26 protein-coding genes are annotated in these 24,192 nt (G+C 65.2%); 15 read left to right on the forward strand and 11 right to left on the reverse strand.

All coding sequences use genetic code 11. The annotated features are described in order from the left end of the window. The first annotated feature begins 70 nt into the window (after nt 1-70). The 4 genes from CIT40_RS11610 to CIT40_RS11625 all read left to right on the forward strand — a co-directional run bounded on the left by CIT40_RS11610 (nt 71) and on the right by CIT40_RS11625 (nt 3,389). Entirely contained in the window at nt 71-1,930 is a 1,860-nt protein-coding gene (locus CIT40_RS11610) for a PAS domain-containing sensor histidine kinase (protein ID WP_162307451.1), read from the forward strand. Further along, a complete protein-coding gene (locus CIT40_RS11615; protein ID WP_094896076.1) occupies nt 1,923-2,627 on the forward strand; it encodes a peptidoglycan-binding domain-containing protein in 705 nt (234 codons plus the stop codon). The genes CIT40_RS11610 and CIT40_RS11615 overlap by 8 nt, the downstream gene beginning before the upstream one ends. Before the next feature lie 154 nt (nt 2,628-2,781). Next, a complete protein-coding gene (locus tag CIT40_RS11620) occupies nt 2,782-2,991 on the forward strand; it encodes a hypothetical protein (RefSeq protein WP_162307452.1) in 210 nt (69 codons plus the stop codon). 53 nt (nt 2,992-3,044) lie between these two features. Further along, complete coding sequence (locus CIT40_RS11625) at nt 3,045-3,389, forward strand: DUF1491 family protein (RefSeq protein WP_094896078.1); 345 nt, start codon at nt 3,045-3,047, stop codon at nt 3,387-3,389. 59 nt (nt 3,390-3,448) lie between these two features. Here the strand turns inward: CIT40_RS11625 and CIT40_RS11630 are convergent, their stop codons facing one another. Continuing rightward, nucleotides 3,449-4,429, reverse strand: coding sequence for a DUF2336 domain-containing protein (locus tag CIT40_RS11630; RefSeq protein WP_094896079.1), 981 nt, complete (start codon nt 4,427-4,429; stop codon nt 3,449-3,451). Nucleotides 4,430-4,680: 251 nt separating this feature from the next. Here CIT40_RS11630 and CIT40_RS11635 point away from each other — a divergent pair, with 251 nt between their 5' ends. From CIT40_RS11635 to CIT40_RS11660, 6 genes are all read left to right on the forward strand, one after another. Beyond that, entirely contained in the window at nt 4,681-4,869 is a 189-nt protein-coding gene (locus CIT40_RS11635; protein ID WP_018315770.1) for a hypothetical protein, read from the forward strand. Between the two features lie 13 nt (nt 4,870-4,882). Next, nucleotides 4,883-5,644, forward strand: coding sequence for a hypothetical protein (locus CIT40_RS11640; RefSeq protein WP_094896080.1), 762 nt, complete (start codon nt 4,883-4,885; stop codon nt 5,642-5,644). A gap of 219 nt (nt 5,645-5,863) precedes the next feature. Continuing rightward, complete coding sequence (locus tag CIT40_RS11645) at nt 5,864-9,268, forward strand: CHAT domain-containing protein (protein WP_094896081.1); 3,405 nt, start codon at nt 5,864-5,866, stop codon at nt 9,266-9,268. Next, on the forward strand, nt 9,252-9,740 hold the full coding sequence (locus tag CIT40_RS11650) for an Ig domain-containing protein (RefSeq protein ID WP_244611952.1): 489 nt from the start codon (nt 9,252-9,254) through the stop codon (nt 9,738-9,740). The genes CIT40_RS11645 and CIT40_RS11650 overlap by 17 nt, the downstream gene beginning before the upstream one ends. Continuing rightward, nucleotides 9,737-9,934, forward strand: a complete 198-nt coding sequence (locus CIT40_RS11655; protein ID WP_094896082.1) for a hypothetical protein — start codon at nt 9,737-9,739, stop codon at nt 9,932-9,934. Before CIT40_RS11650 ends, CIT40_RS11655 begins: the two co-directional genes overlap by 4 nt. A gap of 2 nt (nt 9,935-9,936) precedes the next feature. Next, nucleotides 9,937-10,701 carry a hypothetical protein gene (locus tag CIT40_RS11660; RefSeq protein ID WP_094896083.1) on the forward strand — a complete coding sequence of 255 codons (765 nt, stop codon included), beginning with the start codon at nt 9,937-9,939 and terminating at the stop codon, nt 10,699-10,701. A 220-nt stretch (nt 10,702-10,921) separates the two neighbouring features. On the opposite strand, the gene arsC is transcribed toward CIT40_RS11660, so the two are convergent. From arsC to CIT40_RS11680, 4 genes are read right to left on the reverse strand one after another with little or no spacing between them, the layout of a single operon-like run. Further along, entirely contained in the window at nt 10,922-11,323 is a 402-nt protein-coding gene (gene arsC / locus CIT40_RS11665; RefSeq protein ID WP_094896084.1) for an arsenate reductase (glutaredoxin), read from the reverse strand. A 17-nt stretch (nt 11,324-11,340) separates the two neighbouring features. Then, complete coding sequence (arsB, locus tag CIT40_RS11670; RefSeq protein ID WP_094896085.1) at nt 11,341-12,396, reverse strand: ACR3 family arsenite efflux transporter; 1,056 nt, start codon at nt 12,394-12,396, stop codon at nt 11,341-11,343. A gap of 2 nt (nt 12,397-12,398) precedes the next feature. After that, the gene (locus CIT40_RS11675) at nt 12,399-12,926 is read right to left on the reverse strand and encodes an arsenate reductase ArsC (protein ID WP_094896086.1); all 528 of its coding nucleotides are present in this window, start codon (nt 12,924-12,926) and stop codon (nt 12,399-12,401) included. Then, complete coding sequence (locus tag CIT40_RS11680; RefSeq protein ID WP_094896087.1) at nt 12,919-13,281, reverse strand: ArsR/SmtB family transcription factor; 363 nt, start codon at nt 13,279-13,281, stop codon at nt 12,919-12,921. Before CIT40_RS11680 ends, CIT40_RS11675 begins: the two co-directional genes overlap by 8 nt. Nucleotides 13,282-13,403: 122 nt before the next feature. On the opposite strand from CIT40_RS11680, the gene CIT40_RS11685 reads away from it, so the two are divergent. From CIT40_RS11685 to CIT40_RS11700, 4 genes are all read left to right on the forward strand, one after another. After that, on the forward strand, nt 13,404-13,721 hold the full coding sequence (locus tag CIT40_RS11685; RefSeq protein WP_094896088.1) for an ArsR/SmtB family transcription factor: 318 nt from the start codon (nt 13,404-13,406) through the stop codon (nt 13,719-13,721). Between the two features lie 48 nt (nt 13,722-13,769). Continuing rightward, complete coding sequence (locus tag CIT40_RS11690) at nt 13,770-15,131, forward strand: NAD(P)-binding domain-containing protein (RefSeq protein ID WP_094896089.1); 1,362 nt, start codon at nt 13,770-13,772, stop codon at nt 15,129-15,131. Nucleotides 15,132-15,243: 112 nt separating this feature from the next. Then, nucleotides 15,244-16,431, forward strand: a complete 1,188-nt coding sequence (locus CIT40_RS11695) for an MFS transporter (RefSeq protein ID WP_094896311.1) — start codon at nt 15,244-15,246, stop codon at nt 16,429-16,431. Nucleotides 16,432-16,725: 294 nt separating this feature from the next. Beyond that, entirely contained in the window at nt 16,726-17,436 is a 711-nt protein-coding gene (locus tag CIT40_RS11700; protein ID WP_162307453.1) for a sulfite exporter TauE/SafE family protein, read from the forward strand. A 64-nt stretch (nt 17,437-17,500) separates the two neighbouring features. On the opposite strand, the gene CIT40_RS11705 is transcribed toward CIT40_RS11700, so the two are convergent. Together CIT40_RS11705 and CIT40_RS11710 are read right to left on the reverse strand one after the other, a co-directional pair. Next, nucleotides 17,501-18,286 (reverse strand): DUF4198 domain-containing protein, encoded by a 786-nt coding sequence (locus CIT40_RS11705; protein WP_094896091.1) that lies wholly within the window; start codon nt 18,284-18,286, stop codon nt 17,501-17,503. Next, nucleotides 18,283-20,514, reverse strand: coding sequence for a TonB-dependent receptor (locus CIT40_RS11710; RefSeq protein ID WP_148667193.1), 2,232 nt, complete (start codon nt 20,512-20,514; stop codon nt 18,283-18,285). The genes CIT40_RS11705 and CIT40_RS11710 overlap by 4 nt, the downstream gene beginning before the upstream one ends. Before the next feature lie 351 nt (nt 20,515-20,865). Here CIT40_RS11710 and CIT40_RS11715 point away from each other — a divergent pair, with 351 nt between their 5' ends. Then, nucleotides 20,866-21,144: a hypothetical protein gene (locus CIT40_RS11715; protein ID WP_094896093.1), complete on the forward strand. Its 279-nt coding sequence runs from the start codon at nt 20,866-20,868 to the stop codon at nt 21,142-21,144. Nucleotides 21,145-21,252: 108 nt separating this feature from the next. On the opposite strand, the gene CIT40_RS11720 is transcribed toward CIT40_RS11715, so the two are convergent. The 4 genes from CIT40_RS11720 to CIT40_RS11735 all read right to left on the reverse strand — a co-directional run bounded on the left by CIT40_RS11720 (nt 21,253) and on the right by CIT40_RS11735 (nt 24,135). Next, nucleotides 21,253-21,780, reverse strand: a complete 528-nt coding sequence (locus CIT40_RS11720) for a hypothetical protein (RefSeq protein ID WP_094896094.1) — start codon at nt 21,778-21,780, stop codon at nt 21,253-21,255. An 86-nt stretch (nt 21,781-21,866) separates the two neighbouring features. Continuing rightward, entirely contained in the window at nt 21,867-22,391 is a 525-nt protein-coding gene (locus CIT40_RS11725; protein ID WP_094896095.1) for a DUF302 domain-containing protein, read from the reverse strand. Between the two features lie 27 nt (nt 22,392-22,418). Beyond that, nucleotides 22,419-23,276, reverse strand: coding sequence for an alpha/beta fold hydrolase (locus tag CIT40_RS11730; protein ID WP_094896096.1), 858 nt, complete (start codon nt 23,274-23,276; stop codon nt 22,419-22,421). A gap of 88 nt (nt 23,277-23,364) precedes the next feature. Next, the gene (locus CIT40_RS11735; protein WP_094896097.1) at nt 23,365-24,135 is read right to left on the reverse strand and encodes an alpha/beta hydrolase; all 771 of its coding nucleotides are present in this window, start codon (nt 24,133-24,135) and stop codon (nt 23,365-23,367) included. Between the last annotated feature and the right edge of the window lie 57 nt (nt 24,136-24,192).

Genomic DNA, 24,192 nt, shown 5'->3' on the forward strand with positions numbered 1-24,192 from the left:
ACGGTGGCTCAACGATAAGGAGGCGTTGCGGCACGTCTTCCAAAGACGAGTGAGCCGAAGCGCGAGACCCGTGACAGTTTTGAGTATCATCCGCGATTGTCTCGATGCACTGCTGCATCCCTCCGCGCGTTACGATGCGCTGATGCGGGCACGTCATCGTGCGTTCATGGCGCCGCGGCTGCTCGGCAGCCTGGCCGCCTTTGCCGCATTCCCTGTCTATCTCGCCATGCGCGGCGCGCCGAGCGCGGTCGAGGTCGCCGCGTTCGCCTGGCTGATCGCGCCGATCCTGCTGTCCTGGTTCCTGTCGCGCACCGGCCGCTATGAAGGCGCGCATGTGCTGTCGTCGCTGGCGCTCGCCGGCCTGATCATGGCGGTCGCGGGCAGCACGGGCGGCATCGAATCATTCGCCGCGGTCTGGCTCGTCGTGGTTCCCCTCGAAGCCGCGCTGTCGGCCTCGCGCCGCGTCGCGGCCTTCGCATCCCTGCTGGCGCTGTCCTGTGCGGGACTCCTGATCCTCGCCGGCCAGCTCGGCTGGTTGCCGGTTGCAGACACCAGCGCCGCAGAACGCGGCGTGCTGATGGCGTGCGGCGTCGTCTCGGCGACGCTCTATGCCGCCGGCCTTGCCTTCGGCGCGGAGTCGCTCGCGCGTACCAGCGTTGCCCTGCTGTCGCGCGAGGAGGAGCGCTATCGCCTGCTCGCCCGCAACATGAGCGACGTCGTCTCGCGGCACCGGCGCAACGGTGCGGTGCAATTCATCTCGCCGGCGGCGGAGGCCATGCTCGGCATGCCGGTGGCGCAATTGCTGGGGCATGGCCTGTTCGACCGCGTCCATGTCGCCGATCGCCCGGCCTATCTCACCGCGCTCTCCGATGCCGCGCGCGGCGACGTGCGCAGCATCGAGTTCCGGCTGCGGCGTGAGCCTGACGGTTCGGAGCGCGGCCAGGTCGATTTCCTCTGGGTCGAGATGCGCTGCCGCCCGCTCGACCAGGATATCGGCCAGAATCCTCGTAATGACGTCACGCGCGACGCCGAGATCGTCGCCGTGATGCGCGACATCACCGACCACAGGCTGTCCGAGCAGGCGCTGGACCAGGCGCGCAGCGCCGCGGAAGCTGCCGATGCCGCCAAGACGCGCTTCCTCGCCACGATGAGCCACGAGTTGCGCACGCCGTTGAACGCCATCATCGGCTTCTCCGAGATGATCGCGCAGGAGCAGACTTTGATGCTGGGCGCGGCGCAGCGCCGGGAATACGCCCAGCTCATCAACGATTCCGGCCAGCATCTGTTGTCGGTCGTCAACGGCATCCTGGACATGTCCAAGATGGAGTCGGGCAATTTCGAGATCGCGTCCGAGCCGTTCGCGCCGCGCGCCTCGCTGCTGCATTGCTGCAATCTGCTGGCGCTGAAGGCGCGCGAGAACGGCATCGACCTCATCACCGATGCGCCGCAGGATCTGCCGGTCATGACCGGCGATCCAAGGGCGTTCAAGCAGATCGTGCTCAATCTCGTCGCCAACGCCATCAAGTTCACCGAGCGCGGCGGTCAGGTTTCGGTGACTGCTTCGGTGTCGGGTTCGCAGCTGACGCTGCGCATCGATGACACCGGCGTCGGCATCGCGGCCGACGACCTCAAGCGCATCGGCGCGCCGTTCTTCCAGGCGGGCAAGACCTATCAGCGCCGTCACGAGGGAACCGGCCTCGGACTTTCCATCGTGAAGAGCCTCGTGGCGTTGCATCTCGGCGAATTGACGGTACAAAGCAGATTAGGAGAGGGCACTGTCGTCATCGTCAGGCTGCCGCTCGTCTACACGCCGCCGCAAGTCAGGGAGAGCAAGGTCGCGACGCTGACGCCGGCGCTGCGCCACGACCTTCAAGACCAAGCTCGCGACCAGTCTCAGGACCAACCCGCTCTGGTGAAGAAAAGTGCCTAGGAAGTCTGCCAAGGACCAAGCCGCTCCGCGCCGCCGTGGCGCCAAGGCCGCGGTTGTCGATGTCGAGACCGAGCGCAACCTCGTGATGCGCGTGCTGCTGCACAGCCCCAAGGACACGCTCGCCGGCCTCGTCGCGGTCGCTGCGATCAGCGCGATCGTTGCCAACGCGCTGTTCCTGCAGACCGGCCGGCATCCGGCGCCGATGTTCGGCACTGTGATCAATCTTCCGGCGCCGTCCTCCGTGGCGCTGTCGAACCCCTTGCCGCGTCCGCGCCCCGTCGGGGCCGACACCTCGCCGCTGGAGCCGCGCGCGACGGAGTTCCGCGCCGAGCCCAAGCCTGTGGAGCGAGCCGCCGAGAAGCCGCCGGAGAAACCGGTCGAGGCGACCGCATCGACGCGCTCGAACGATCCGATGACCAATCTGGTCAAGCAAACGACGTCGACGGCGCCGTCCGCCATGCGTCCGCCGGCGCCGATTCCCATGCCGCAGAGCCCGGCCGCACGGCGCATCGCCGGGGTGCAGCGCGCGCTGTCCGAATATGGCTACGGCAATTTGAAGATCACGGGCACGATGAGTGGCGAAACCCAGTCCGCGATCCAGAAGTTCGAGCGCGAGCACAGGATGCAGGTGACAGGCCAGCTGTCCGACCGGCTGCTGCGCGAGCTTGGCGCTGCGATCGGCCATCCGGTCGAATAGCGCGCATCCGCTGTCATTGACGCCGATCAATTCCCGCCATGCCGCTCCGGCAAGACTGGCCGCGCCCGTGCGCGGGCAATTTGCTCGGGATCAATGACGGCCGACAGCTTCGGGGAACATGATCGCTCGTCTTCAAGGAAGAAGAGAGGTTGTCATGTTCAAGGTCTCGGTTCTGGTCTGGATCATGCTGGGTACGGTGCTCGCGGGCGTCAGCATGATCGTCGTGCTGATGGTGCCGAGCTTCGCCGCCGACGCAATCAGGAACATCCCCTATGCGGTCGCCGTGGGATTCGCGCTTGCGATGCCGCTGTCATACCTCGTGGCACGCCAGATCAACGGCGGGCAAGGTGTAAGCAAGGCGTGACATTCGGACACTGACACTGGCGGCGCGCGTCACGCTGGCCTATCGTTCGACTCATGCGTTTGAAATCCAACATATGGGTCGCGGCCTATTTGCGCCGGTGCCAGACCGAGGGCGTGTACGGCGCTGTGGTTCGTCGCGGTGCCGAGGAGGCGGGCGCGGTGTTCGTCAAGGTCACGCTGCTCGACGGGAATGCGATGCTCTACGCGCCGGCGCCGCAGACCTCTTACGACGACGACCGCCCGGTCGATCGCTTCTTCGTGCCGGTCGCACCGCAGCCTTTGCCGGAGCACACGGTCGAGGAACGTCTGGCCAAGGAAATCCGCTTCGATCCGGACGCCTGGATCGTCGAGACCGAGGACCGCGCGGGCCGGCATTTTCTCGAACTGGCGAAGACGTAATTGCTCCGCCGTTATTGCAAGCTGGTTGCGTGCCCGGGCTACCCGCTAAACCGTCTGCGCTACCGCTCCGACGATCCGTCGGTACCGGTGCGGCGCGGCATCGCGCCGGGCTGCACGCCCGGCCGGGTCTGGCTTGCGCCGGCGCGGGCGCGCTGACGTTCACCGTCATGTAGGGACGGCTGGTATTTTGCGCGGGTGACGGCGAGTGTCGAGCCGCGCCACGCTGCCAGCATCACCAGCGCCGAACGGTCGCTGAGGCGGTCGTAGAGCCGCGACAGCCGGTACACCTCGTTCACGGAGGTGCCGATCGCCGGCTTGAAGAACAGCAGGATGCGCTGGAAGTTCGGGCTCGGCATGTCGAGCGCGCGCGCGGCGACCGCCAGCGCCTCGCCGCCGGCATCGTCGACGATCTGGGCTGCGACGCGCGAGGGCAGGATCAGGCTATCGCCGAGCTCGAGGGTGAAATTCTCGACATCGCCCGCGATCGCCGCCATCTCCAGGATCTGCCATGCGCGCCTGGCTCGCGCGGTCGGAATGCGGGGCGCGGCCTTCAGTGGGGTCTGCGCCAGATTGTGCAGGATCAGCGCGCGTTCTGAGGAGCCGGCGCGGAAGAACATGTCGTGGATCTCGGCGGCGTCCGTCGGCTGCATCGCCATGTTGGCGGCCATGCGCCGCTCGGCGTCGGTCGGCGTGCGGACCGGCGCGGGGGCGGGGGCGGGTGCGGGCGTCGGGATCTCGCGCGCCAACGGAACCCTGCGGCCTTCCTGCGCCGCGACCAGCCCGAGCTTCTGGAGAACCGGGATCGGCGCCTGCGGATAGATTGCCAGCCGCGCCTTGACCGCTGCGCGCGTGGCATCGTCGACCTGATCGATCAACCGCGTCGCAAGCTCGACGAATTGCCGCTGTTCGTCGTCGCTGTGGGTGCTCTTCTGGACGTAAAGGTCGGTCAGCACGCGCAGCAGCGTCGGCCGAACATCGACGCCTTCGCGACGGGAGAGCGACATCAGCCCGTCGAATCCGGGAAACAGCGACTTGGTCATGGAGGATACGCGACCTGGAAGAGATACTCGTCGCCAGCCTATCGCAGGCTCCTTTAAAGGCTCGTTAAGGAAAACGAGGCGTGAAGCCGAACGCTCGAATTGAAGCGAGTTCGTTCCGTAACGGGACGTCGCAGCCGGCCCGTGCAGTTACGGTTCCATTGCGACGTTTACACCCCGTTAACCATGAACTGATCTTAATGAATGCATGTTGCACGGGCGCGCATGATCGCGCGGCAATCAAGAGAGCTGACATGGGGACCATCATTGAATTTCCGGCCGGTCGCCGGGTGGGCTCGTCGGGGGATGTCGCTCCGCGCGCGGACATGGGGACGATCCTGATCCTCCCCGTCATCCGTATCGAGCGCGAGGCAGACGAAACCAGCGGCGATCACGGCCCGGAGCAGGGCACAGCGCCGGGGCGCCGTCGTCGTCGTCGCTGATACCGGCTTTGCAGTGCCGGACACTATCCGCCAGATCCGATCTGTCCTGTCGGCTGCGATGCTCACGCTGCTGGCTGTGAGCCTCGGCGCGTGCAGCGGCGGCGATTTCGGCCGCACCCGCGCCGACATGCGCAGCGACGACATGCATGCCTGGCTCGGCGCCGAGGTCACCGGCAGCGTCGGCCTGAAGCCGTCGCAATTTCAACTGACCGACGAGGAGCGCCAGCTGCGCGACCTCGCTTATCCCATGATCGAGCCGCCGCTGTCGCGCCCCGCCTGGAAGAGCGTATTCGGCGACTACAAGGCGATGCCCTCGCCGTGGCGGCAGAAGATCGTATTCGACCGCACCATGTACGGGCGCACGCTGATCGACGAGCCGCACCGCTCGCATTCCTCGCGCTATGCGCAGCTGATGGAGGACGTGCGCAACGACATCACCCGCTTCGAGCCGTTCTTCGCCAGCGCGATCCGCGTCATCGACCTCGACCGGAAGCGCAATGCCAGCATGGCCCGCGTCTCGGCCCTCTCGCCGAGGGAGAGGGACGACGCGGTCGCGCGCATGCAGGAGAACTCGCTGATCGTGCAGTGGGTGCAGCAATGCCTGGAGCAGCGCATCTCGTCTTACCGCTGGGCGCTGGAGCGCCTGGTGATCCAGGCCCCCGACGGCATGGCCGCCGACGCCGACCGCCTGATCGGCGAGCTCGCCGCCCAGACCGCCAACCCGCCGGTCCAGGCACAGCCGCGCTACGGCCGAGCGGTCATCTCGAAGGGCTGACGCACAAGGACCGTGGCCAGCGCAGCGCGGCACTCTCCGTGCAAATCGCCGCGACCAGGTCGGCCTCCATTCGCGTTCGCAATTCCAAGCCGCCCCTGCCTGGCAAGCTTCATCCCGGTTAAGACACCGCGCGGGAACCCGGATTTAGCTTGTCCTTCCGGTCCGGATTGCTAGGATTATCCTGTTTTCATCAAGTCATTTGCCCAAAGGTCCTTAGCGATGCGCCACGACGCCCTGCGTCCTTTTGCGAGCCGTCCGGACGTTTCCCACCGCATTCTGCTGCCGCTTGCCATCCTGCTCGGAACCACTGGCTCGGCCGCCGCGCTGAGCAAGGAAGCGGCGGTCGAGAATTGCCGGATGACCATCGGCAAGCCGATCGTGCAGGCCTGCATGCGCGCCGGTGGCGGCGCCAATCTCGAAGCCTGCCGTGCCAAGGCATCGCCCCAGGTCAGGGCCTGCGTGATGGCGGCGCTGAACGCAGCCAATGGCCGCGCCAATGTGGCTGTCGACATCCCCAAGGAAAGTGCGCCAAAGCTCGAGGCTGGCACGGCGCTTCCGAAGGACTTCGTCGCGCCGCCCCGCAGCATCGCCGACATCACCGCGGTTCTCGACGGCGACAAGCCCGACGAGAAAATGATCGCGGAACTCAAGTCGGATGCGGACGCCGTTCCGACCGGGAAGGAATCTCGCGCCGATCTCGCCCAGCTCTATTTCGACCGCGCCAACGCACGCGCCCAGCTTGGCCGGCTCGCTGAAGCGATGGCGGATGCCGACAAGGCCGCAGAGGTCGGGCGCGGCGCGGTTAGTCCGAACCTGCTGGGTCGTATCCTGCAACTCCAATCCCTGCAGCATGCGCTCGCGGGCGATCCGAAGCGCTCGCTCGAAATCATGCAGAGGCTGCTGCGCGAATCCGCCAGCATGCCCGGGGCCAAGGGATTGCAGTTCAACACCAACCGCGGCATCGCCAGCGTTCTCATCCAGATGGGCGACGTCGCGCAGGCCGAGGGTTATCTGCGCCGCAGCCAGACCGCGATCCAGGAGGCCCGCACCAGCGGTCATCCCAATTGGCGAGCGTCCTACGCCAAATTCGGCCAGAGCTGGGAAGGCGAGCTGGAGCTCGGCCGTGCGTTGATCTTCGAGGCGCGAGGACAGTTTGCCGACGCCGAGATGGCCTATCGCAACGCCGAGCTGCGCAAGCGCGCGAGCACCAAGCCGATCCTGGAAGCCGACAATCCGCCCGCGGAAACCATCCTGTTGCAGGCGATCGACGGCATCATCCTGAACCAGGCGCGCATGAAGGCGAAGCAGGGCAGGCTCGCCGAGGCCGAGGTGGATGCGCGCCGTGCGCTGTTGTCGCGCCTGAAGGATACCGGCAAGTACAATTCCGTCACACCGCGCTTCGTGATGGGGCTTGCGGGCATCCTTGTCGACCAGGGCCGCTACGAAGAGGCCGAAAAGCTCGGACGCGTCGCCCTCGAAATCAACCACAAGGTGGGCGTCCCGGAAGACTCGCAGGCGACGGTGCAATTGCTGTCGCAGCTCGCCGGCATCCTCACACTTCGCCGTCAGAACGCTGAAGCCGGCGCGATGTTCGCGCGGATCGACAAGGCCGTTGCCGGCTGGGATCCCCAGCGCCGCCAGGTGTTCGAGCTCAATCCGTCCCGCATCCTGTCGCTCTATGGTTCGGGGCAATTGGACGCCGGCATCGCCGCCGCCGAGCAACTCGTGAAAAAGCAGATCGCGCGGGTCGGCGAGAATCATTTCGACGCCGCGTCGGCGCGCGGCACCCTGGCCATGGGCTTGATGCGCGCCGGACGCGACGCCGAGGCGATCCGCGAATACAAGGCCGCCATCCCGGTCATGATGGCGGGCGCCAACGAGAACGCCGACGACGAGAACACGACCGTGGTCGCCGCGCGCAGCCAGCGCCTGCAGGCCATCGTCGAGAGCTATCTGGTGCTGCTGGCCAGGGCCGAGGGGACCAACAAGGATGTCGGCGAAGAGACGTTCAGTCTCGCCGACGCCATCCGCGGCCGTTCGGTGCAGCAGGCCCTCGCCGCCTCGAGCGCGCGCGCGGCCGCAAAGGATCCCGCGCTCGCCGAGCTCGTGCGCAAGGAGCAGGATCTGACCAAGCAGGTCAACGCTCAGCTCGGCACGCTCAACAACGTGCTCTCCCTTCCAGCGGCGGAGCGCGACGACAAGGGTGTTGCACAGACCCAGGCCTCGATCGCGGCGTTGCGTGGGCAGCGCGACAAGGCACGGCAAGAGATCAAGCAGAAGTTCCCGATCTACGCCGATCTGGTTTCGCCCCGGCCGCCTGCTGTCGGCGAAATCCGCGCCACGCTGGCCGACGACGAGGCCATGCTGTCATTCTATTTCGGCCAGAACGCCAGCTTCGTCTGGGCTGTGTCGAAATCGGGGCCGGTGGCGTTCGCCGCCGTGCCGGCCAGGATCGGCGACATCGAGAGCAAGATCCGCAAGCTGCGCGAAGCGCTCGAGCCGCAGGCCGCGATGATCTCGGACATTCCGCCGTTCGACCTCGCGCTCGGCCATGAGCTCTACGAACTCCTGCTCAAGCCTGTCGAGAGCGGATGGAAGCCGGCCAAGAAGCTGATCGTCGTCACCAATGGCGCGCTCGGGCTATTGCCGCTGTCGCTGTTGCCGACCGCGAAGGTCGAGGTGGCGGCCGACGAGGACCCGCTGTTCACAGGCTACCGCAACGTGCCGTGGCTGGCGCGGACCCATGCCGTGTCGACGGTGCCGTCGGCGGCAGCGCTGCGCACGCTGCGGCAATTGCCGCCGGGCAAGCCCGGCCGCGGCGACCTCGTCGCCTTCGGCGATCCCTATTTCAACAGGGATCAGCAGGCCGAGGCGGACGTCGCCGGGGAGAAGGTGCAGGTCGCCGATGCCGGCGGCAATGTCACGCGCGGCGGCCCGTTGAAGCGGCGCAACAGTCCCAAGCTCGAAGGCGTTGACAGTGCCGAGCTCGGTCTGCTGCCGCGCCTTCCCGACACCGCGGACGAACTGAAGTCGATCGCGCTGGCGCTGCAGGCCGATCCCTCGAAGGTGCTGTTCCTCGGCAAGGATGCCACCGAGAGCGCGGTGAAGACCATGAATCTGTCCGGCTTCAGAATTCTGGCCTTCGCCACCCACGGCCTCGTTCCGGGCGAGCTGAACGGGCTGACGCAGCCGGCGCTCGCGCTGTCGTCGCCTGCGGTGACAGGCGAGGGCGGCGACGGTCTCCTGACCATGGAGGAGATTCTCGGCCTCAAGCTCGATGCGGACTGGGTGATCCTTTCGGCCTGCAACACCGGCGCGGGAGCCGGTGCCGGCGCCGAGGCGGCGTCAGGACTCGGCCGCGCCTTCTTCTATGCCGGAACGCGTGCGTTGCTGGTGACGAACTGGTCGGTGCATTCGCAGTCGGCGCGGCAATTGGTGACGGATCTGTTCAAGCGGCAGGCCGACGATCCCAAGCTCTCGCGCAGCGAAGCGCTGCGGCAGGCGGCAATGGCCCTCGTCGACGGTCCCGGCTATCTCAACAGCGAGGGCAAGACCGAGTTTGCGTATGCGCATCCGCTGTTCTGGGCGCCTTACACGATCATCGGCGATGGCGGCTTGCGGTGACGAGCAGGCGACAAGGGGTGAAAAGACGATGAAGCGGACTGTTCTGTTGGGCGTTTTGGCGGCAGCTTTGTTGCTTTCGGCACCCTCGCGCGCCACGCAATTGATCACTGAGGAAGAAGCCAAGCTGCCGCCTCCGAAAGGCGCGGTCGCGGCCGACCGACGCGGCATCCTGCGCGGCCCGAAGGTCGAATTCATCTCGCCCGGCGAGTCGGTCAGTTCTCCCATGCCGCTGGTGCTGAAGTTCGAATCGTTCGGCGGCGCGAAGATCGACCCGGACTCGGTCAAGATGCTCTTCCTCCGGACGCCGAATGTGGATCTTACTGCGCGGGTGAAGCCGTTCGTGAAGGCCGAGGGCATCAACATGCAGGACGCCGAGCTGCCGCCGGGCGAATACACGGTGCGGGTCGACGTCAAGGACAGCGACGGCCGGCCCGGCACGACCGTATTTACGCTGAAAGTCAAACCCAAGTGAGCTGTCCCTATTGCTGCGCCGGGACTGCGGAGGGCGCGCTGGTTTGCAGCGCCTGCGGGCGCGACATCGCCGTTCCCGCGACGTTGATCGCGGAGCGGGACGATCTGCTGCGCAAGCGCGAGGAATTGCGCGATGAGTTGAGACGGGCGAGAGACGAGGTCGAAGCCATCACCAGGCGAAGGAAGTCGCGCTAGCGATGGAATGTCCGTTCTGCGCCGAGACGATCAAGGACGAGGCGATCGCGTGCAAGCATTGCTCGCGGGACCTGCGCATCGTGCGGCCGATGCTGGCCGAAATCGACGACATCGTCGCCGACCTGGACAAGCTCAGGCGCGATCTCGACCGCGTCCATGTCCGGCTCGAACGCTACAAGAACCCGCTGCGCTATTACGGGACGCATGCGGTATTTTACGTCGCCGTTCCATCCCTGTTGCTGGTGGTCGCGCATGTGCTCGTGACCATCACCTTCAATGTCTCGCCGATCCCGCTGCGGATCGCCTCGATCGCCATACCGCTCCTGTTCGGCTTCGTGGCTTATCCCCTGCACCGTGTCTCCACTCTGACGGCGCTCGTGCTGGCTTTCCTGATGGCGCTGGTCAGCATCTCGGCGATGCTGACAGTGACCGGCGTTCACGATCACGTTCCGATCTTGCCGGAAGCCTGGATCGAATGGCGCGAAGTGTTCGAATATGGCGCCAGCATCCTGCTGGCTTTCGTCTCCGGAAACATCCTGAGTGTGGTGATCTTCCAGGTACTGCCCCGCGTGTTGACGCAGGGCGGCAAGCCGAACGCGTTCGCCTTCCGCGTCGCACGCCTGTTGGGGCAGCACGTCGGCGAAGAGCAGTTGCGCCGCCGCGCCCGCCTGATCCAGGACCTCATGCAGACCATCGGCCCGTTGGCTGGCGTCGCAGCCACAGGCGTCGGCTCCATCTATGCAGGCTTGAAAGGCCTTGTCGGATAGAGGTTGCGCGAAGCCTTTCGCCGCCGCTTTCGCTCACCTTGCGGGTGGGCCGCAGCGGCCTCGCTCGCAACGACAGCCGCCGGTGATGGTGCTCATGCGTTTGTCCGATCGACGATGGAGTTCGTAGATCGATAGCGCCCGTGATGCGCGCCTTCAACTGCGCAAGCCTGTTGAAACTGCGTCCTACTGTCGCCTGACAGCTGTTGCCATCGAGGTCCGTCTAACCTGCTTCGACGACTTCGCCGTCTTCCTTGACGAACCGGCCGACCGGATGATCCAGGAGGTCGACGACCGCTTCGGAAGGCCGGCACAAGCGCGCCCCCTTGTCCGTGATCACGATCGGCCGGTTGATGAGGATGGGATGTGCGAGCATCTGGTCGATCAACTCGTCGTCGGACCATTTGGGATCGTCGAGGCCGAGCTCTCGAAACGGCGTGCCCTTTTCGCGCAGCAGCGCACGGACCGGGATCCCCATGGCCTTGACGAGCGCGATCAGTCTGTCGCGCGAGGGCGGCGTCTTCAGATACTCGATCACGACGGGCTCGACGCCGCTCTGGCGGATCATCGCCAGCGTGTTGCGCGAGGTGCCGCAATCGGGGTTGTGATAGATCGTGACACTCATGGTCGGGTCTCCACGCTTCACTGGCGCACTTCCAAGGCTGTGGTGGACTTGCTCGCGCCCGCTTCGTACCAGCCCCGCGTCGCCTTGACGATGCGGACGACCGACAGCATCACCGGCACCTCGACGAGCACGCCGACCACGGTCGCCAGCGCGGCGCCGGAATCCAGGCCGAACAGGCTGATCGCGGCGGCGACCGCCAGCTCGAAGAAATTGCTCGCGCCGATGAGGGCGGCCGGGGCGGCGACGCACCAGGCCACGCCGAATCGTCGGCTCAGCCAGTAAGCCAAGCCCGCATTGAGATAGACCTGGACGAGGATCGGCACGGCGAGAATGGCGATGACGAGCGGTTGCCGGACGATCTGCTCGCCCTGGAAACCGAACAGCAGCACCAATGTGGCGAGCAGCGCGACCAGCGACAGGGGCTGCAGCGCCCGCATGACGCGGTCGAAGCCGGCGACGCTGCCTCGAAGCAGCATTTTGCGCCACAGCTGCGCGACGATCACGGGAACCACGATGTACAGCAGGACGGAGAGCAGCAGCGTGCCCCAGGGGACGCTGATCGAGGCCACACCGAGCAACAATCCCACCAGCGGCGCGAACAGGAACACCATGATCAAATCGTTCAACGCGACCTGGCTCAGCGTGTAGTGAGGCTCTCCCTCGCACAAGTTCGACCACACGAACACCATCGCGGTGCAGGGCGCGGCCGCCAGCAGAATCAGGCCGGCGATGTAGGACGAGATCTGGCCGGCCGGCAGCAGCGGCGCAAAGAGGTGTCCGATGAAGAAGGAGCCAAGCAGCGCCATCGAGAACGGCTTCACGGCCCAATTGATGAAGAGGGTGACGCCAACGCCGCGCCAGTGCTCCCGGACCTGACCGAGCGAGCCGAAGTCGATCTTCAACAACATGGGCACGATCATGAGCCAGATCAGGATTGCGACCGGCAGATTGACCTTGGCGACCTCGGCGGCCGCGACCGCGCCGAAGAAGCCGGGCATGACGTGCCCCAGCGCGACGCCGACGACGATGCAGAGCGCAACCCACAGCGTGAGATATCGTTCGAAGATGCCCATGGTCACGCCACGTCGCCTCGGTTGGACGTCGCGCCGTCGGAGCGGCCGATCTCGCGCAGCCTGGTGCCGAGCGAGAGCTTGTCGATGCTCCTCAGTGGCAGGTTGACGAAGGTGTCGATCCGATTCTTGAGATAGCGGAAGGCCGTGACGAAGGCCGCCTGCTTCTCCAACTCGGAGCCGTCGGCAGCAGCAGGGTCTTCGATACCCCAATGGGCGGTCATCGGTTGGCCTGGCCAGATCGGGCAGGCTTCTCCGGCGGCGTTGTCGCAGACGGTGAAGACGAAATCCATCACCGGTGCATCAGGCGCGGCGAACTCCAGCCAGCTTTTCGAGCGCATCCGATCAACCGGATAATCCATGGCGTCGAGCGTGCGCAGCGCGAGCGGATGCACTGCGCCTTTCGGCGTACTGCCGGCGGAGAAAGCTCGAAAGCGATCGGCGCCGTCCTTGCGAAGGATTGACTCGGCCAGGATGGATCGCGCCGAATTACCGGTACACAGGAACAGCACGTTGTAGATCTGGTCAGGCACGGCTTCGCTCCTTCCGTTTCGGCGCGCAGCAGGATTGCAGCGTCTCGACGACGGGGTTGCAGACCTCGGGGCGGCCGCCGCAGCAATCGCGCAGCAGGAAAAGCGCGACGTCGCGGAATTCATCGAGATTGACGCGGTAGACGATCGAGCGGCTGTGCCGTTCGGAGGACACGAGCCGCGCCCGGCTCAGGATCGCCAGATGCGCGGAGAGCGTGTTCTGCGGGACCTCCAGCAGGCGGGCGAGATCGCCGGCAGCAAGGCCGTCGGGCTCATGCCGGACCAGCGTCCGGAAGGCCTCGAGGCGGGTCGGCTGCGCGAGCGCGGCAAGGGCGAGGACTGCTTCTTCGTTTTCCATATATCCAGATATACAGAATAGTGATGCGCGGTCAATCTTGTTCTCGGCCCGGCTGGTCGATAATTCGAATATTCTAGAAATATCGTTTGACGGGATGGATGAGCGGGTGCACCGAGTACGTCATGAAGATCGACGACGCAGCAGCACGTATGGAAGCTCTCGGCAATCGAACCCGGCTCCAGATCTACCGGGCCCTGGTCCGGGCCGGACATGCGGGCATGCCCGTCGGGCGGTTGCAGGAGAAGCTGAAGATCCCGGCCTCCACGCTGTCGCATCACATCAAGACGCTTGTCGCGGTTGGCCTCGTCAGCCAGGTCAGGGAATCGACCACCCTGATCTGCCACGCCAACTTTGACGCGATGCGCGGCTTGGTCGACTTCCTGGCGGCGGAATGTTGTGCCGACGAAGCCGGATGCAAGGGAGCGCAAACGGCGGCCTGATCTTTTGGCAATTTATTCGATGATTCTAGAAAGATGGGAGAAACGAGGATGAATGCCAGCACAGTCGCCATCATCGGGGCAGGGCCCGTCGGCCTTGCTGCAGCCGCGCACGTTCTCGAACGCGGCATGTCTCCGGTCGTGCTCGAGGCCGGGCCGGACGCCGCGCATGCGGTCCGCCAGTGGCAGCACGTGCAGCTGTTCTCGCCTTGGGAATACAATGTCGACAAGGCGGCGGCGCGGCTGCTCGCGCCGACGGGATGGAATTCGCCGGACCCTCAGGCTTATCCGACCGGCGGCGAACTGATCGACCGGTATCTCGCGCCGCTCGCCACGCGTACGCGGCTCCGCGACACCATCCGCACCTCGAGCCGGGTCACGGCGATCAGCCGCGCCGGCTTCGACAAGGCGACGACGAAGGGCAGGGCGCAGGCACCGTTCGAAATCCGCTATCAGAACGGCAGGGGGCCCGAGGTGCTGCGCGCCGATGCAGTCATCGACGTCTCGGGCACGTGGTTCTCTCCCAATCCCGCCGGCAGCAATGGTTTGCCCGCGATCGGCGAACGCGAGCAGGCAAACCGCATCGCCTATGGCATGCCGGACGCAAGAGGCGCCGGGCGTGCCAGATATGCGGGCAAGACCGTCGCCGTCCTTGGTGGCGGCCATTCCGCGCTGGGCACCCTGATCGATCTCGTTCAGCTCGCAGGTGAGGCGCCCGGCACGCAAGCGATCTGGCTGTTGCGCGGCACCGATCCCGCCAAGGCGTTCGGCGGCGGCAGCAACGACAAGCTGGCTGCGCGCGGCGCCCTCGGAGCCACCTTCGCGGCGCTCGTCGCCGCCGGCAAGATCAGGGTGGAGAGCGGTTTTGGCGTGACCCATGTCTCGGAGTCGGAAGGCCGCCTCCGGATCTCGGCAGGCAGCGGCTGTGGTGCGCGCAGCGTGATTGCCGACGAACTCGTCGTCTCCACCGGCTTCCGTCCCGATCTGTCGTTCCTGTCCGAGCTGCGGCTGCGGCTCGATCCGGCGATCGAAGCGCCAGTCGCGCTCGCGCCGCTGATCGACCCCAACGAGCACAGCTGCGGCACGGTTCGTCCGCATGGCGCGCGAGAGTTGGCCCATGACGAACCCGGCTTTTATCTCGCCGGCATGAAGTCCTATGGCCGCGCGCCGACCTTCCTGATGATGACCGGCTACGAGCAGGTCCGCTCCATCGTGGCCGACATCGCCGGCGACAAGCAGGCCGCCGCGCGCGTCGAGCTGGTGCTGCCGGAGACCGGCGTCTGCACGCGCGGCGGCGTCGAGACGGCAGATGCGGGGTGCTGTGGCGGTCCGGCGAAGGCGGAGATCTCGGCCTGCTGTGCGGCCGATGAGATCGCCATGAAGGAAGGTCGCGCGGGGTGCGGCTGCTCATGACGCGCGCTGTCGCGAGGCCGCTTGCTCTTGCCACGGAGCCCGCGCGGGAAAAGGTCTCACCAAACGGGAGGCGAGCATTCGGGGCTTGAGCGGAGGGCCGCTGATCGCGGCGATGTGCATCGGCCAGCTCGGCAATCTGCTGCCGCATGTCACGCTGTCGGCGAACCTTGCGCAGCATCTCATGCCGGCGTGGGGGTTGTCCGCTGCCGAAGGCGGTTTGATGGCGAGCGGCTACGCATTCGGCTACATGCTTGCCGTGCCGTTGCTGACGACGCTGACCGATCGCATCGATGCGCGGATCGTGCTGCTGTGCGGCTCCATCGTCAGCGGCCTTGCGACCCTGGCCTTCGGGATCTTCGCCGACGGATTCTGGTCGGGCACCATCATCTGGTCGCTCGCAGGGCTGGGCTTTGCCGGCGCCTACATGCCGGGACTGAAGGCGCTGACGGACAGGTTGCCCGCCGGCGACACATCGCGCGCGGTGACGCTGTACACGTCGAGCTTCTCGGTCGGCGTCGGCTTGTCATTCCTGTTCGCGCAGATCCTCGCCGATCGCTGGGGCTGGCGGAGCGCGTTCTACGCCACCGGCGTCGGCCCGATCGCGATGGTCGGCGCGTGTCTTCTGATGGAGCGCCGGACGCCTGCTCCGAAAGCGGGGCGGCTGCTCGATTTCGCTCCCGTGTTCGCCAATCGCGAGGCGCTCGGCTGCATCCTCGGTTACGGCGCCCATTGCTTCGAGCTCTACGGCATCCGCACCTGGCTGGTCGGGTTCTGGACCTTCGTCGCCGCGCATCAGGACGGGCCGCCTTGGATGACGCCGGTCCTGATGAGCTTCTGCTTCGCGGTGATCTCGATGCCTGCGAGCATCCTCGGCAACGAGGCCGCGCTGAGATTCGGGCGGCATCGCGCGATAACGGTGGTGATGATCGCTTCGGCATGCGTCGCGCTGGTGATCGGGCTCAACGCGACGGCTCCGGCCTGGGTGCTCGCGCTGTTGCTGATGATCTACGGCCTGACGGTGCCGGCGGACTCAGGCGCGTTGACCGCGGGCATGTCGGCTGCGGCCGTCTCCGAACATCGCGGCGCCACGCTGGCCCTGCATTCGACGGTCGGCTTCGGCCTGTCGGCGGTGGGTGCCTGGGGCACTGGCGTTGCACTCGACATCGCCGGCGGACCGCAGAGTGCGACCGGCTGGCTGATGGTGTTCGTCGTGCTGGCGGCTGGAATCGCGCTGGGGCCGCTGGCGCTGCTGTGGGCGCGACGAGCCGGTGCAGAGGGCGTCGCGCGGCAGACGCGATGACGTCGCCGCGCGATGTTCGACGTGTTCAGAAGCCGACCCCGAGTCGCGCGTTGAACGAGCGGCCTTGTCCCTTGACGTTGTAGCCGTAGGCGGCCGGAGAGCCCATCAGGCCTGCGCACGCTCCTGGCCAAGACCGGCGGAAGCCTGTTTGACGTCGGCCTCATACCGGTTGCCTTCGCGTTCGGGTCGCTCGCGATTGGCACGAGGGAGTTCCTCATCGACAATTGATGCCGACCTGCGGGACTTTGACGTAGCGCAATGCGTTCAGGGGCAAAATCGGCCAATTGCTTCGCAATGTTCGATTTCGACCAGCCGCTGTTTCTCGCCGGGCTCCTGCTTGGCTTCTCCTCCAGCCTGCATTGCTTCGGCATGTGCGCAGGCATTGCGTCGTCGTTGCACTTCGCCGCCGACTTCGGGTCGAACCGGCCGCGGCAAGGTCTGTGGACCACGACGGTCCTGATCAATGCCGGACGGATCTCGGCCTACATGCTGGCGGGCGCCATCGTCGGCGCGGTCGGTTCGAGCGTGTTCGGAACGTTCGATCATACATTCGCCCATGCCGTCCTGCGCTGGGCTGCGGCCGCCGCGCTCGCCTGGATTGGTCTCTCGATGCTTGACGTGCTGTCATTGCCGGCGAGTCTCTATCGGCTGGGACATGCGGTCAGCGGCGCAATCGGCGCGGCCGCTCGGACTGCACACCTCCCGCCGGCGCTGGGATTGTTCGTCAGCGGTGCGGTCTGGGGCTTCCTGCCATGCGCCATGGTCTACGCGGCGCTCTTTTACGCCATGCTGTCCGGCTCGTGGCTGGGCGGCGCGCTCGCAATGAGCGGCTTTGGCCTCGGCACTCTGCCAGTGCTGCTCGGTGCCGGGCTGGGGCTTCCGATGTTGCGGCGCCGCGCCACGGCAGGGTGGTTACGGAACACGGTTGCGCTCGCCATCATCGCGGTCGGGATCGTCAGCGCCGGCATTTCACCGTCGACCTTGGCAGTGTGGTGCCGGTCCTGATCGGCCTGTCGTCTCGCCAACCAGGTCGGCAACTTCGACAGCGGCGTGGGGGCTGGCGTTCGCGCTATTGCCTCGCGGTCACGTTGAACCACAGTGTGGCGTTATAGAGGTCAGCGGTAGCCTGATCGGGCGTGGTCGACGGTGACGCGCGATGATCGATCACCAGCAGATGGGCGCCGGACTTCGTGATCGGGATCGAAGCAATTCCGTCGGAGACCGTCTTGAACTTCGGGATGTCTTTTTCCGCAATCGCCGTCTTGCCGTCGCCACGTTCGACCTCCGCGTCGGGCAGAGGCTTGCCACGAAACAGGACCCTGACCTTGAGTGGCTCGCCCGGCTTCGCCTTGGCAGGATCGGACAGCGGCACGAGCTCGAGATCGTGTCCCAACACCTCCTGCCAGGGTGCGTCGGCACCTGTTATCGCCTTGGCGAACTTTCCGGACCAGAGGCTTTCGGCGGCGTCGGGCATCAGCCGCCGCGTGGCGTTGCGATAGCCGCCATCCGCCGTCTTGACCCAGAAGCCGTTGTCGTAACGCGCCGCAAGCAGCGTATGGCCGCCGTCGTCAAACGGCTTTGTCCGCGCGATCTGCACGCCGTTCTCCGATGCAGCCGCCAGGCCGTCGAGCAGAGAGCTGCGTCCCTGCGCCGTGATCGCGAAGAGGTCCACGACCTTGTCCGCGAAGGCGGGCGGCCGGTCGTCGGGATGACCGTAGTTCACGACGGCGCGCCGGGCTTTCGCGGTGCCTGACAGAGTGAGCCAGACATCATGAGCCGAGGCAGACCCGATCGATGCGTGAACGAAGCCGGTCGCGAGCAGCGCGGCGAAAAGACGAGGGACGGCACGGCTCATTTGGTCACCAGCTTTGGTGCTGCCGCGGCCATCACGGTCGGGAAGCGATAGGTCAGGCCCGCGAGCACGGCAAGTGTCGGCTGCGCGCTGACGAAGATGTCGGCCGAACTCGCGTTGACCGGGTTGCCGAAATTGATCGCGATCTCGCTGAGGCGATCACCCGGATACCAGGTCGCCTGGGTGAACGCCGTCCACCCCTCGGGCCAGGAATAGGCAAGCTTCCCCGTGACGCGGGAGTAGGGCGAGGTCGTGATGAGGCCGTCCTGCGTCAGGTTCTTCCTGCCGACGAAAGTCACATAGGCCGAGCCGGACAGCATTTGCGCATTGACGGTCGCGACGTTGAAGTCGATGCCGACATTGGCGACGTAGCTCGGCACGTTCGGCACGAAATAGGACGGCGCCGCATCGACGAGGCGCGCCGAAACGCCGCCGTAATTGGCGAACAGCGACACGCTATTGACGGGATCCTGAACCACGAACCAGCGTGCGTCGACGTCGTATCCGTTGCGCTGGGCCTTGCCAAGGAACGTCACCGGCAGACCGGCGTCTGCCTGAAACGCCTCGTTCGCGGAGTCCGTCGTCCAATAGCTCGCAAGAAACCTGAAGCGGTCGAAGGTGAGCTGGAACCCGCCTTCGCGGCTGACGATCTTGAACGGCTGGATGCCGGGATTGCCGATCAGCTCCGCGGGCACGTCGATGCTGCGAAAACCCTGGCCGTAATTGGCGAACAGCTCGAGCCATTTCACCGGCGTGATGGCGACGCCGACCTTCGGGCTCGCGATGCCATTCGAGATGTTCGGCGTTCCGCCGGGCGTGATGCGGTCGTTGATGTCGTAGATGAACTGGTCATAGCGCGAGCCCGCAGTGAACTTGAGCCAGGGCAGCGGCTTGATCTGCACCTGTCCGAAGCCGGCGACGTTGGTCTGGGTCAGCCCGACATTGACTACGGCCGGCGCCGACACGGCACGGCCGACGGTCGGCGCCTGGAACGCCTCGATGACATCGGTGCGCCAGTTGCTGCCGAGCAGAACCTGCACGGGAATGTCGTCGCCGATGGCGCCGCTCCAGACCTTGCTGACGCGGCCGCCGACCATCGTGCGGTCCTCGTGCTGCACGCGCTGGCCGCCGCCGAAATCCGCAAAGCGGTTCGAGAACTGGTGGCTGACGAACAGTGTGCCCTTCAGTTCCTGATCCAGCGCGCCGGAGCTGTAATTGGTGACGAAGTTTTCGAGTTGCTTGTTGCCGCCGTCGGTCGGATTGGTCGCTGAACGCTCGGAGATCGCGCCGGCGGTGATTGCGTCGCGACTGGCATAGCCGGGCGAGCCATATTCCGTGCCATAGGCCTGCGCGCGGAACGAGACGGTCGCGCCATCAGGCAGCGTCGTCGTCACCTTGTTGAACGAGTTGTAGCGGTTGATGAAGCTGTTATCGCGATAGCCGTCGGTGTGATAGCCCTCGAACGCGAGATAGGGCAGCCACGCACCCTGTGTCGTGCTGTAGGTCGCAACGCCCCGCGCCGTGCCTTGCGTGCCGCCGGAGACGCCGACGCTGGCAAACGGCTCGGCCTGCTTGGTCGTGATGTTGACCGAGCCGCCCATGTTGGAATCGCCGTATTCGACCGAGAACGGCCCGCGCACGATCTCGATGCTCTTGACCGTTTCCGGCAGCAGCACGTTGAGATCGGCGTAGTTCGGCGTGTGCAGCGAGGAGACCTCGTTGAGCGGGACACCGTCGATGGAATAGGCGATGTCGCGGCCGTGCTCGGCGTCGGTATAGCCGCGCAGCGACAGCCCGTAGCCGATGCCGCCCTGGCCGTAGTTGGACACGTTGAAGCCGGGGAGCGAACGGAACAGGTCGCCATAGGTCGAAACCGCGAGCCGGCTGATCGCCGGCGCGTCCATCACCGTCACGGCCGCCGGCAGCGCGGTCACCGCGCTCGACACCTCGCCGCGCCCCGGCGTCGCACCGGAGGAGAGGCCCGCGCCCGATTGCAGAGCGGCAGATTGCGTGACGGGCGATCGCTGCGCACGGCGGGTGGCGCTCGCCCGTGACGACGGCTCGGCTCGCCGCGCGCGTCTGGCTGCCGCCTCGGGCGCGGTAACCGTGACGGGCGGCAAAGGGCTGGCCGCCGATCCGCCCGGTGCCGTCTGCGCGTGAACTGAATCTTCGGCCGCAGCGCCCGATAACGCGATGCCGGCCAAAGCCAGGCGCCAGGAAATTCTACGCAACTTACTCCCCCGTTGACATCGACGGTCGCGATGGCCCCCGGCGACCAGTATGATATTTGATATAAATCATCATACGCAAGTATGACGACTAGAGTCCATCATCATACTTGCATGAGCAAGTTGCGGGCCAATCGTCGGGGCGGGGATGCGTGCTCCGGGAAAACTGACGGCCCGACCGAGGAGCGTCAGTCATGCGCGGCGACGGCGAGGCGCGCGGGTGACTGCATCAGTTTGAACCCCCCGCTCGATGTTGACGACCAAGAGCCGAGCTTCTGACCAATCGCTGCGCCGAATGGCCCGAAAGACAGGGTAAGTCGGAAGCGCTTTGGAAGCCGATCGGATAGAGATCATATGTTCGACGTTCTGGTGAACCTTCTGGTCGGTCTGTCCTTCGGCTTTCCCGTCGTGCCTTGGCTCTTTGGTATGCGATGGGGAAGACGAGGCGTTTGGCTCAGTACAGGATCTGCCGTCGTCATCCTGCTATGTCTTTTTCCCATCTTGTTCGGGTTTGGGTGCGGCGACTGCGGGCAGGGCGCAATCGCCCTCTTCGTGCTGGTGCCGATCTGGATTACTGCGGCATTGCTGACGGTCGCGTCGGCAGCGTTCGCTCACTTCAAATTCGCGCGCTGACGTCCTCGGGCGCTGGAATCAGCGAGCCGCCGATGCGGGGCATCGCAGATGACCCCGAGCCAGATGTTCATTCTCGCCTTGGTGTCGGCTGTTCAGCAGGGCTGGCGCCTAACCCTTTGTGGCGGGTAGAGGCGGAACCGGCAGGATGATTTCGGAAGCGATCTTCCAGTCCTGCCCGATACGGAGCCAGTTGATGATCATGAGAAATGGTCTGGGTGTTCCAGACTGTCCTGCATAAGAAACCGTGATACTCATCGGCACATAGGACTCGGCGACATCGCGCGTCAGCCCGACAACCCTGAGCTTCGAATAGTCGGGTTCAAGTACCACCGGGCCGGAGCTACCGATGTCATGGAGCTTCCGATCAACCGCCTCGTTGCCCCAGAAGCCGGCCCAGTTACCCTCGGATGGGATCGCGCTCTTCGCCACCAGCAGGGTCGAGGGCGACTGCCAGAACATATCATGCAACGCGGCGAAATCGTGCCTGTTGGCCAATTCCATGAGCGTGCCGAATTTTGCTTTGATCGTAGTCAGCTCGGCCGAATCCAGGGGCTCCGTCCTGATCTCCGACGATGCGGCCACGGCGCCGGTGGAGAGAGCCGAGGCCACGAGAACGGCAGGAAGCAATTGACTCACGCTCGATATTCCTTCGCTTGATGGGTCTTCGTCGGCGACGCATCCCGGCGCGCGCGGTGTTGTGGAAACGGTATGGAACCTCACATTCAATCGACATGAGGGTCGTCAGAATGTTTCAGCCCCGCGCATTCGCGCAGCAAGGCTGTTACCTTCGCATCCAGATTCCGGGCGACGGCGAGAGCTTTCGCGTTGCCATAACGCAGCAGATAGCTTTCCATCAGGTCGTAAGAGAGATGCACCCCGCCGGGGCGTTCATCGATGAGGACGGTGACTGGAGCGTAAGAACCGGCATCGGGCACGTGCTTGACCATCTCTTTCATGATCAGTGGATTGCCGATGACAAATCGTATGATCCTGGGAGTAAGGGATCCTGTTTCACGGCGCAGAATGTCGCCCAGCTCGAATTCCGCGAAGAGCATGAGGCCTGTGCGGCCGAGGCCGTTTTGCACGATGCGCTCCAGATCCCGGAAGTCGTTCGTCGCTCGCGTTTCCCTGAAAAAGTCGATCATGTCCGGCTGTCCAACCGCCGCCTTCAGCGCGGCTACGACCGCATCGAACGGTTTCGAGCTTGTGATGCTGAAGCGTTCCACCTCGACTTTCACGATTGTCATTTTGTCCTCCGCAAAACTCTCACGGGATCACGCAGCCATGGCTCGCGCGTCGAGGAAAGCCCGGACCTGATTGACGAACAGCGCGTGATGCTGAAACAGGGCTCCGTGCCCCGAATCGGGATAAAGGGCCAGCTGCGCATTGCTGAGTTGCTTGAACATCGCGTAGGCGTTGTCCGCGGGCAGCATGGTGTCGTGACTGCCGCTGACCACAAGAACGGGCTGACGGATCGCGCGAAGAATCCCATGATCGGGATCGGATGTGGCGCACCAGCTGATCAGCGCCTTGGCCTGCGGGTCAGTGACCGCATTGCCGTTATCAGTGTCCCGATCGTCCTTGCGCACCTTGGTCCGCTTCAGGAACGCCAACCCGGACGATTGACTGGCGTCGGACGCCGTGAAGAACAGCGGCAAGCGCGGGTCCGGGACATCGGTCTGAGAGAACGCCTGCTGCAGAACCGCCAGGAGGTGCTCCTCTCCGCCTTTCGGCGCGGTGCCGACCAGGATGAGCTTGCGGACCAGCCGTCCGTACTCGGAGGCAATCTGCTGGGCGACACAGCCGCCGAGAGAAAAGCCCAGCAGATCCACTTCGGACAGGCCGAGCGCGTTGATGAAATCGACCGCGTCCCTTGCCATCGCTTCAACGTTGTCGGGCGTTTGGCCGCTGGAGCGACCGACCCCGGCGTTGTCGAAGGCGATCACCGGGCGATCGGCCGCGAGAGCATTGACGACGGCGGGATCCCACGCGTCGATATTGCCGGAGAAGTGCTGCAGCAGAACCAGCGGCGTTCCGGGCGCCGGGCCCAGTCGACGATAGGCGAACCGGATTGTGCGGCTTTCGATGTAACGGGTGGGCGCGGTTTCAAGCGTCGTGTCGAGTTCAGTCATCTCGTCCTCGATGAAGAAATTGCAGTTGGGCGACGGGGATGGCGAAGCCTTGCTCGCTCCCGGCACGCGTGTGCCGGGAGCGGTGTTGTCACTTCGCGAGCGAGGCCTTTTCGATCACTGCGGCGACTTCCTTGGCATGGACGACGAGCGAAGCATGACTGCCAGCGACCTCGGTCGTCTGCGCCTTCATACCGGCAGCGAAAAGCTTCTGAACCTCGGGTGCGATCACCTTGTCCTTGGTGCTGATCACGTAGAACGTCGGCTTGTCGCGCCAGGCGGCCGTGTCGACCGGTGCCTCGAACGCCGTGTGGTTCAACGGAAGCTGATGGTTCGCCAGCGATTCCGCGATCTTCGGGGGAAGGTCAGCCGCAACCGCGGAAGGAAACACCTTGGGATCGATGTAAAGGTTGCCCTTGTCGTCGGGATGAATCGCCGCGGTGCCTTCGGTCGCCGGACCGCTCTTTGCGAGCGTCGCCAGGGATTGGCCCACGTCGGGTGCGAAGGCGGAGACGTAGACGAGCGCCGAGACCTTGGGGTCGTTACCGGCCTGCGTGATCACCACGCCACCCCAGGAGTGGCCGACGAGGACGGTCTTGCCCTCGTGCTTCGCCAGCGCCTGCTTGGTGGCATCGACGTCAGCGGCAAGCGAGGTGAGCGGATTTTCGACCAGCATGACGTTGTAACCTTTCTTCGTGAGAATTTCGGCTACGGGCTGCCAGCTCGTCTGGTCCACGAAAGCGCCGTGCACGAGCACGATGTTGTGGGCTGCGCCTTTCGGCAGTTCGGCGGAATGCACGGAGCCGACCAATGTCGTTCCGGCCAGGAGTGCGGTGGCAGCAGAAAGGAGAATATTTCGCATTGAATGGTCCTGTTGGCTTGTCGGACGGAACACAGTCCGGCGGCATGGACAGGCGTT

The organism is Bradyrhizobium amphicarpaeae, from assembly GCF_002266435.3.
Taxonomy (GTDB): Bacteria; Pseudomonadota; Alphaproteobacteria; order Rhizobiales; family Xanthobacteraceae; genus Bradyrhizobium; species Bradyrhizobium amphicarpaeae.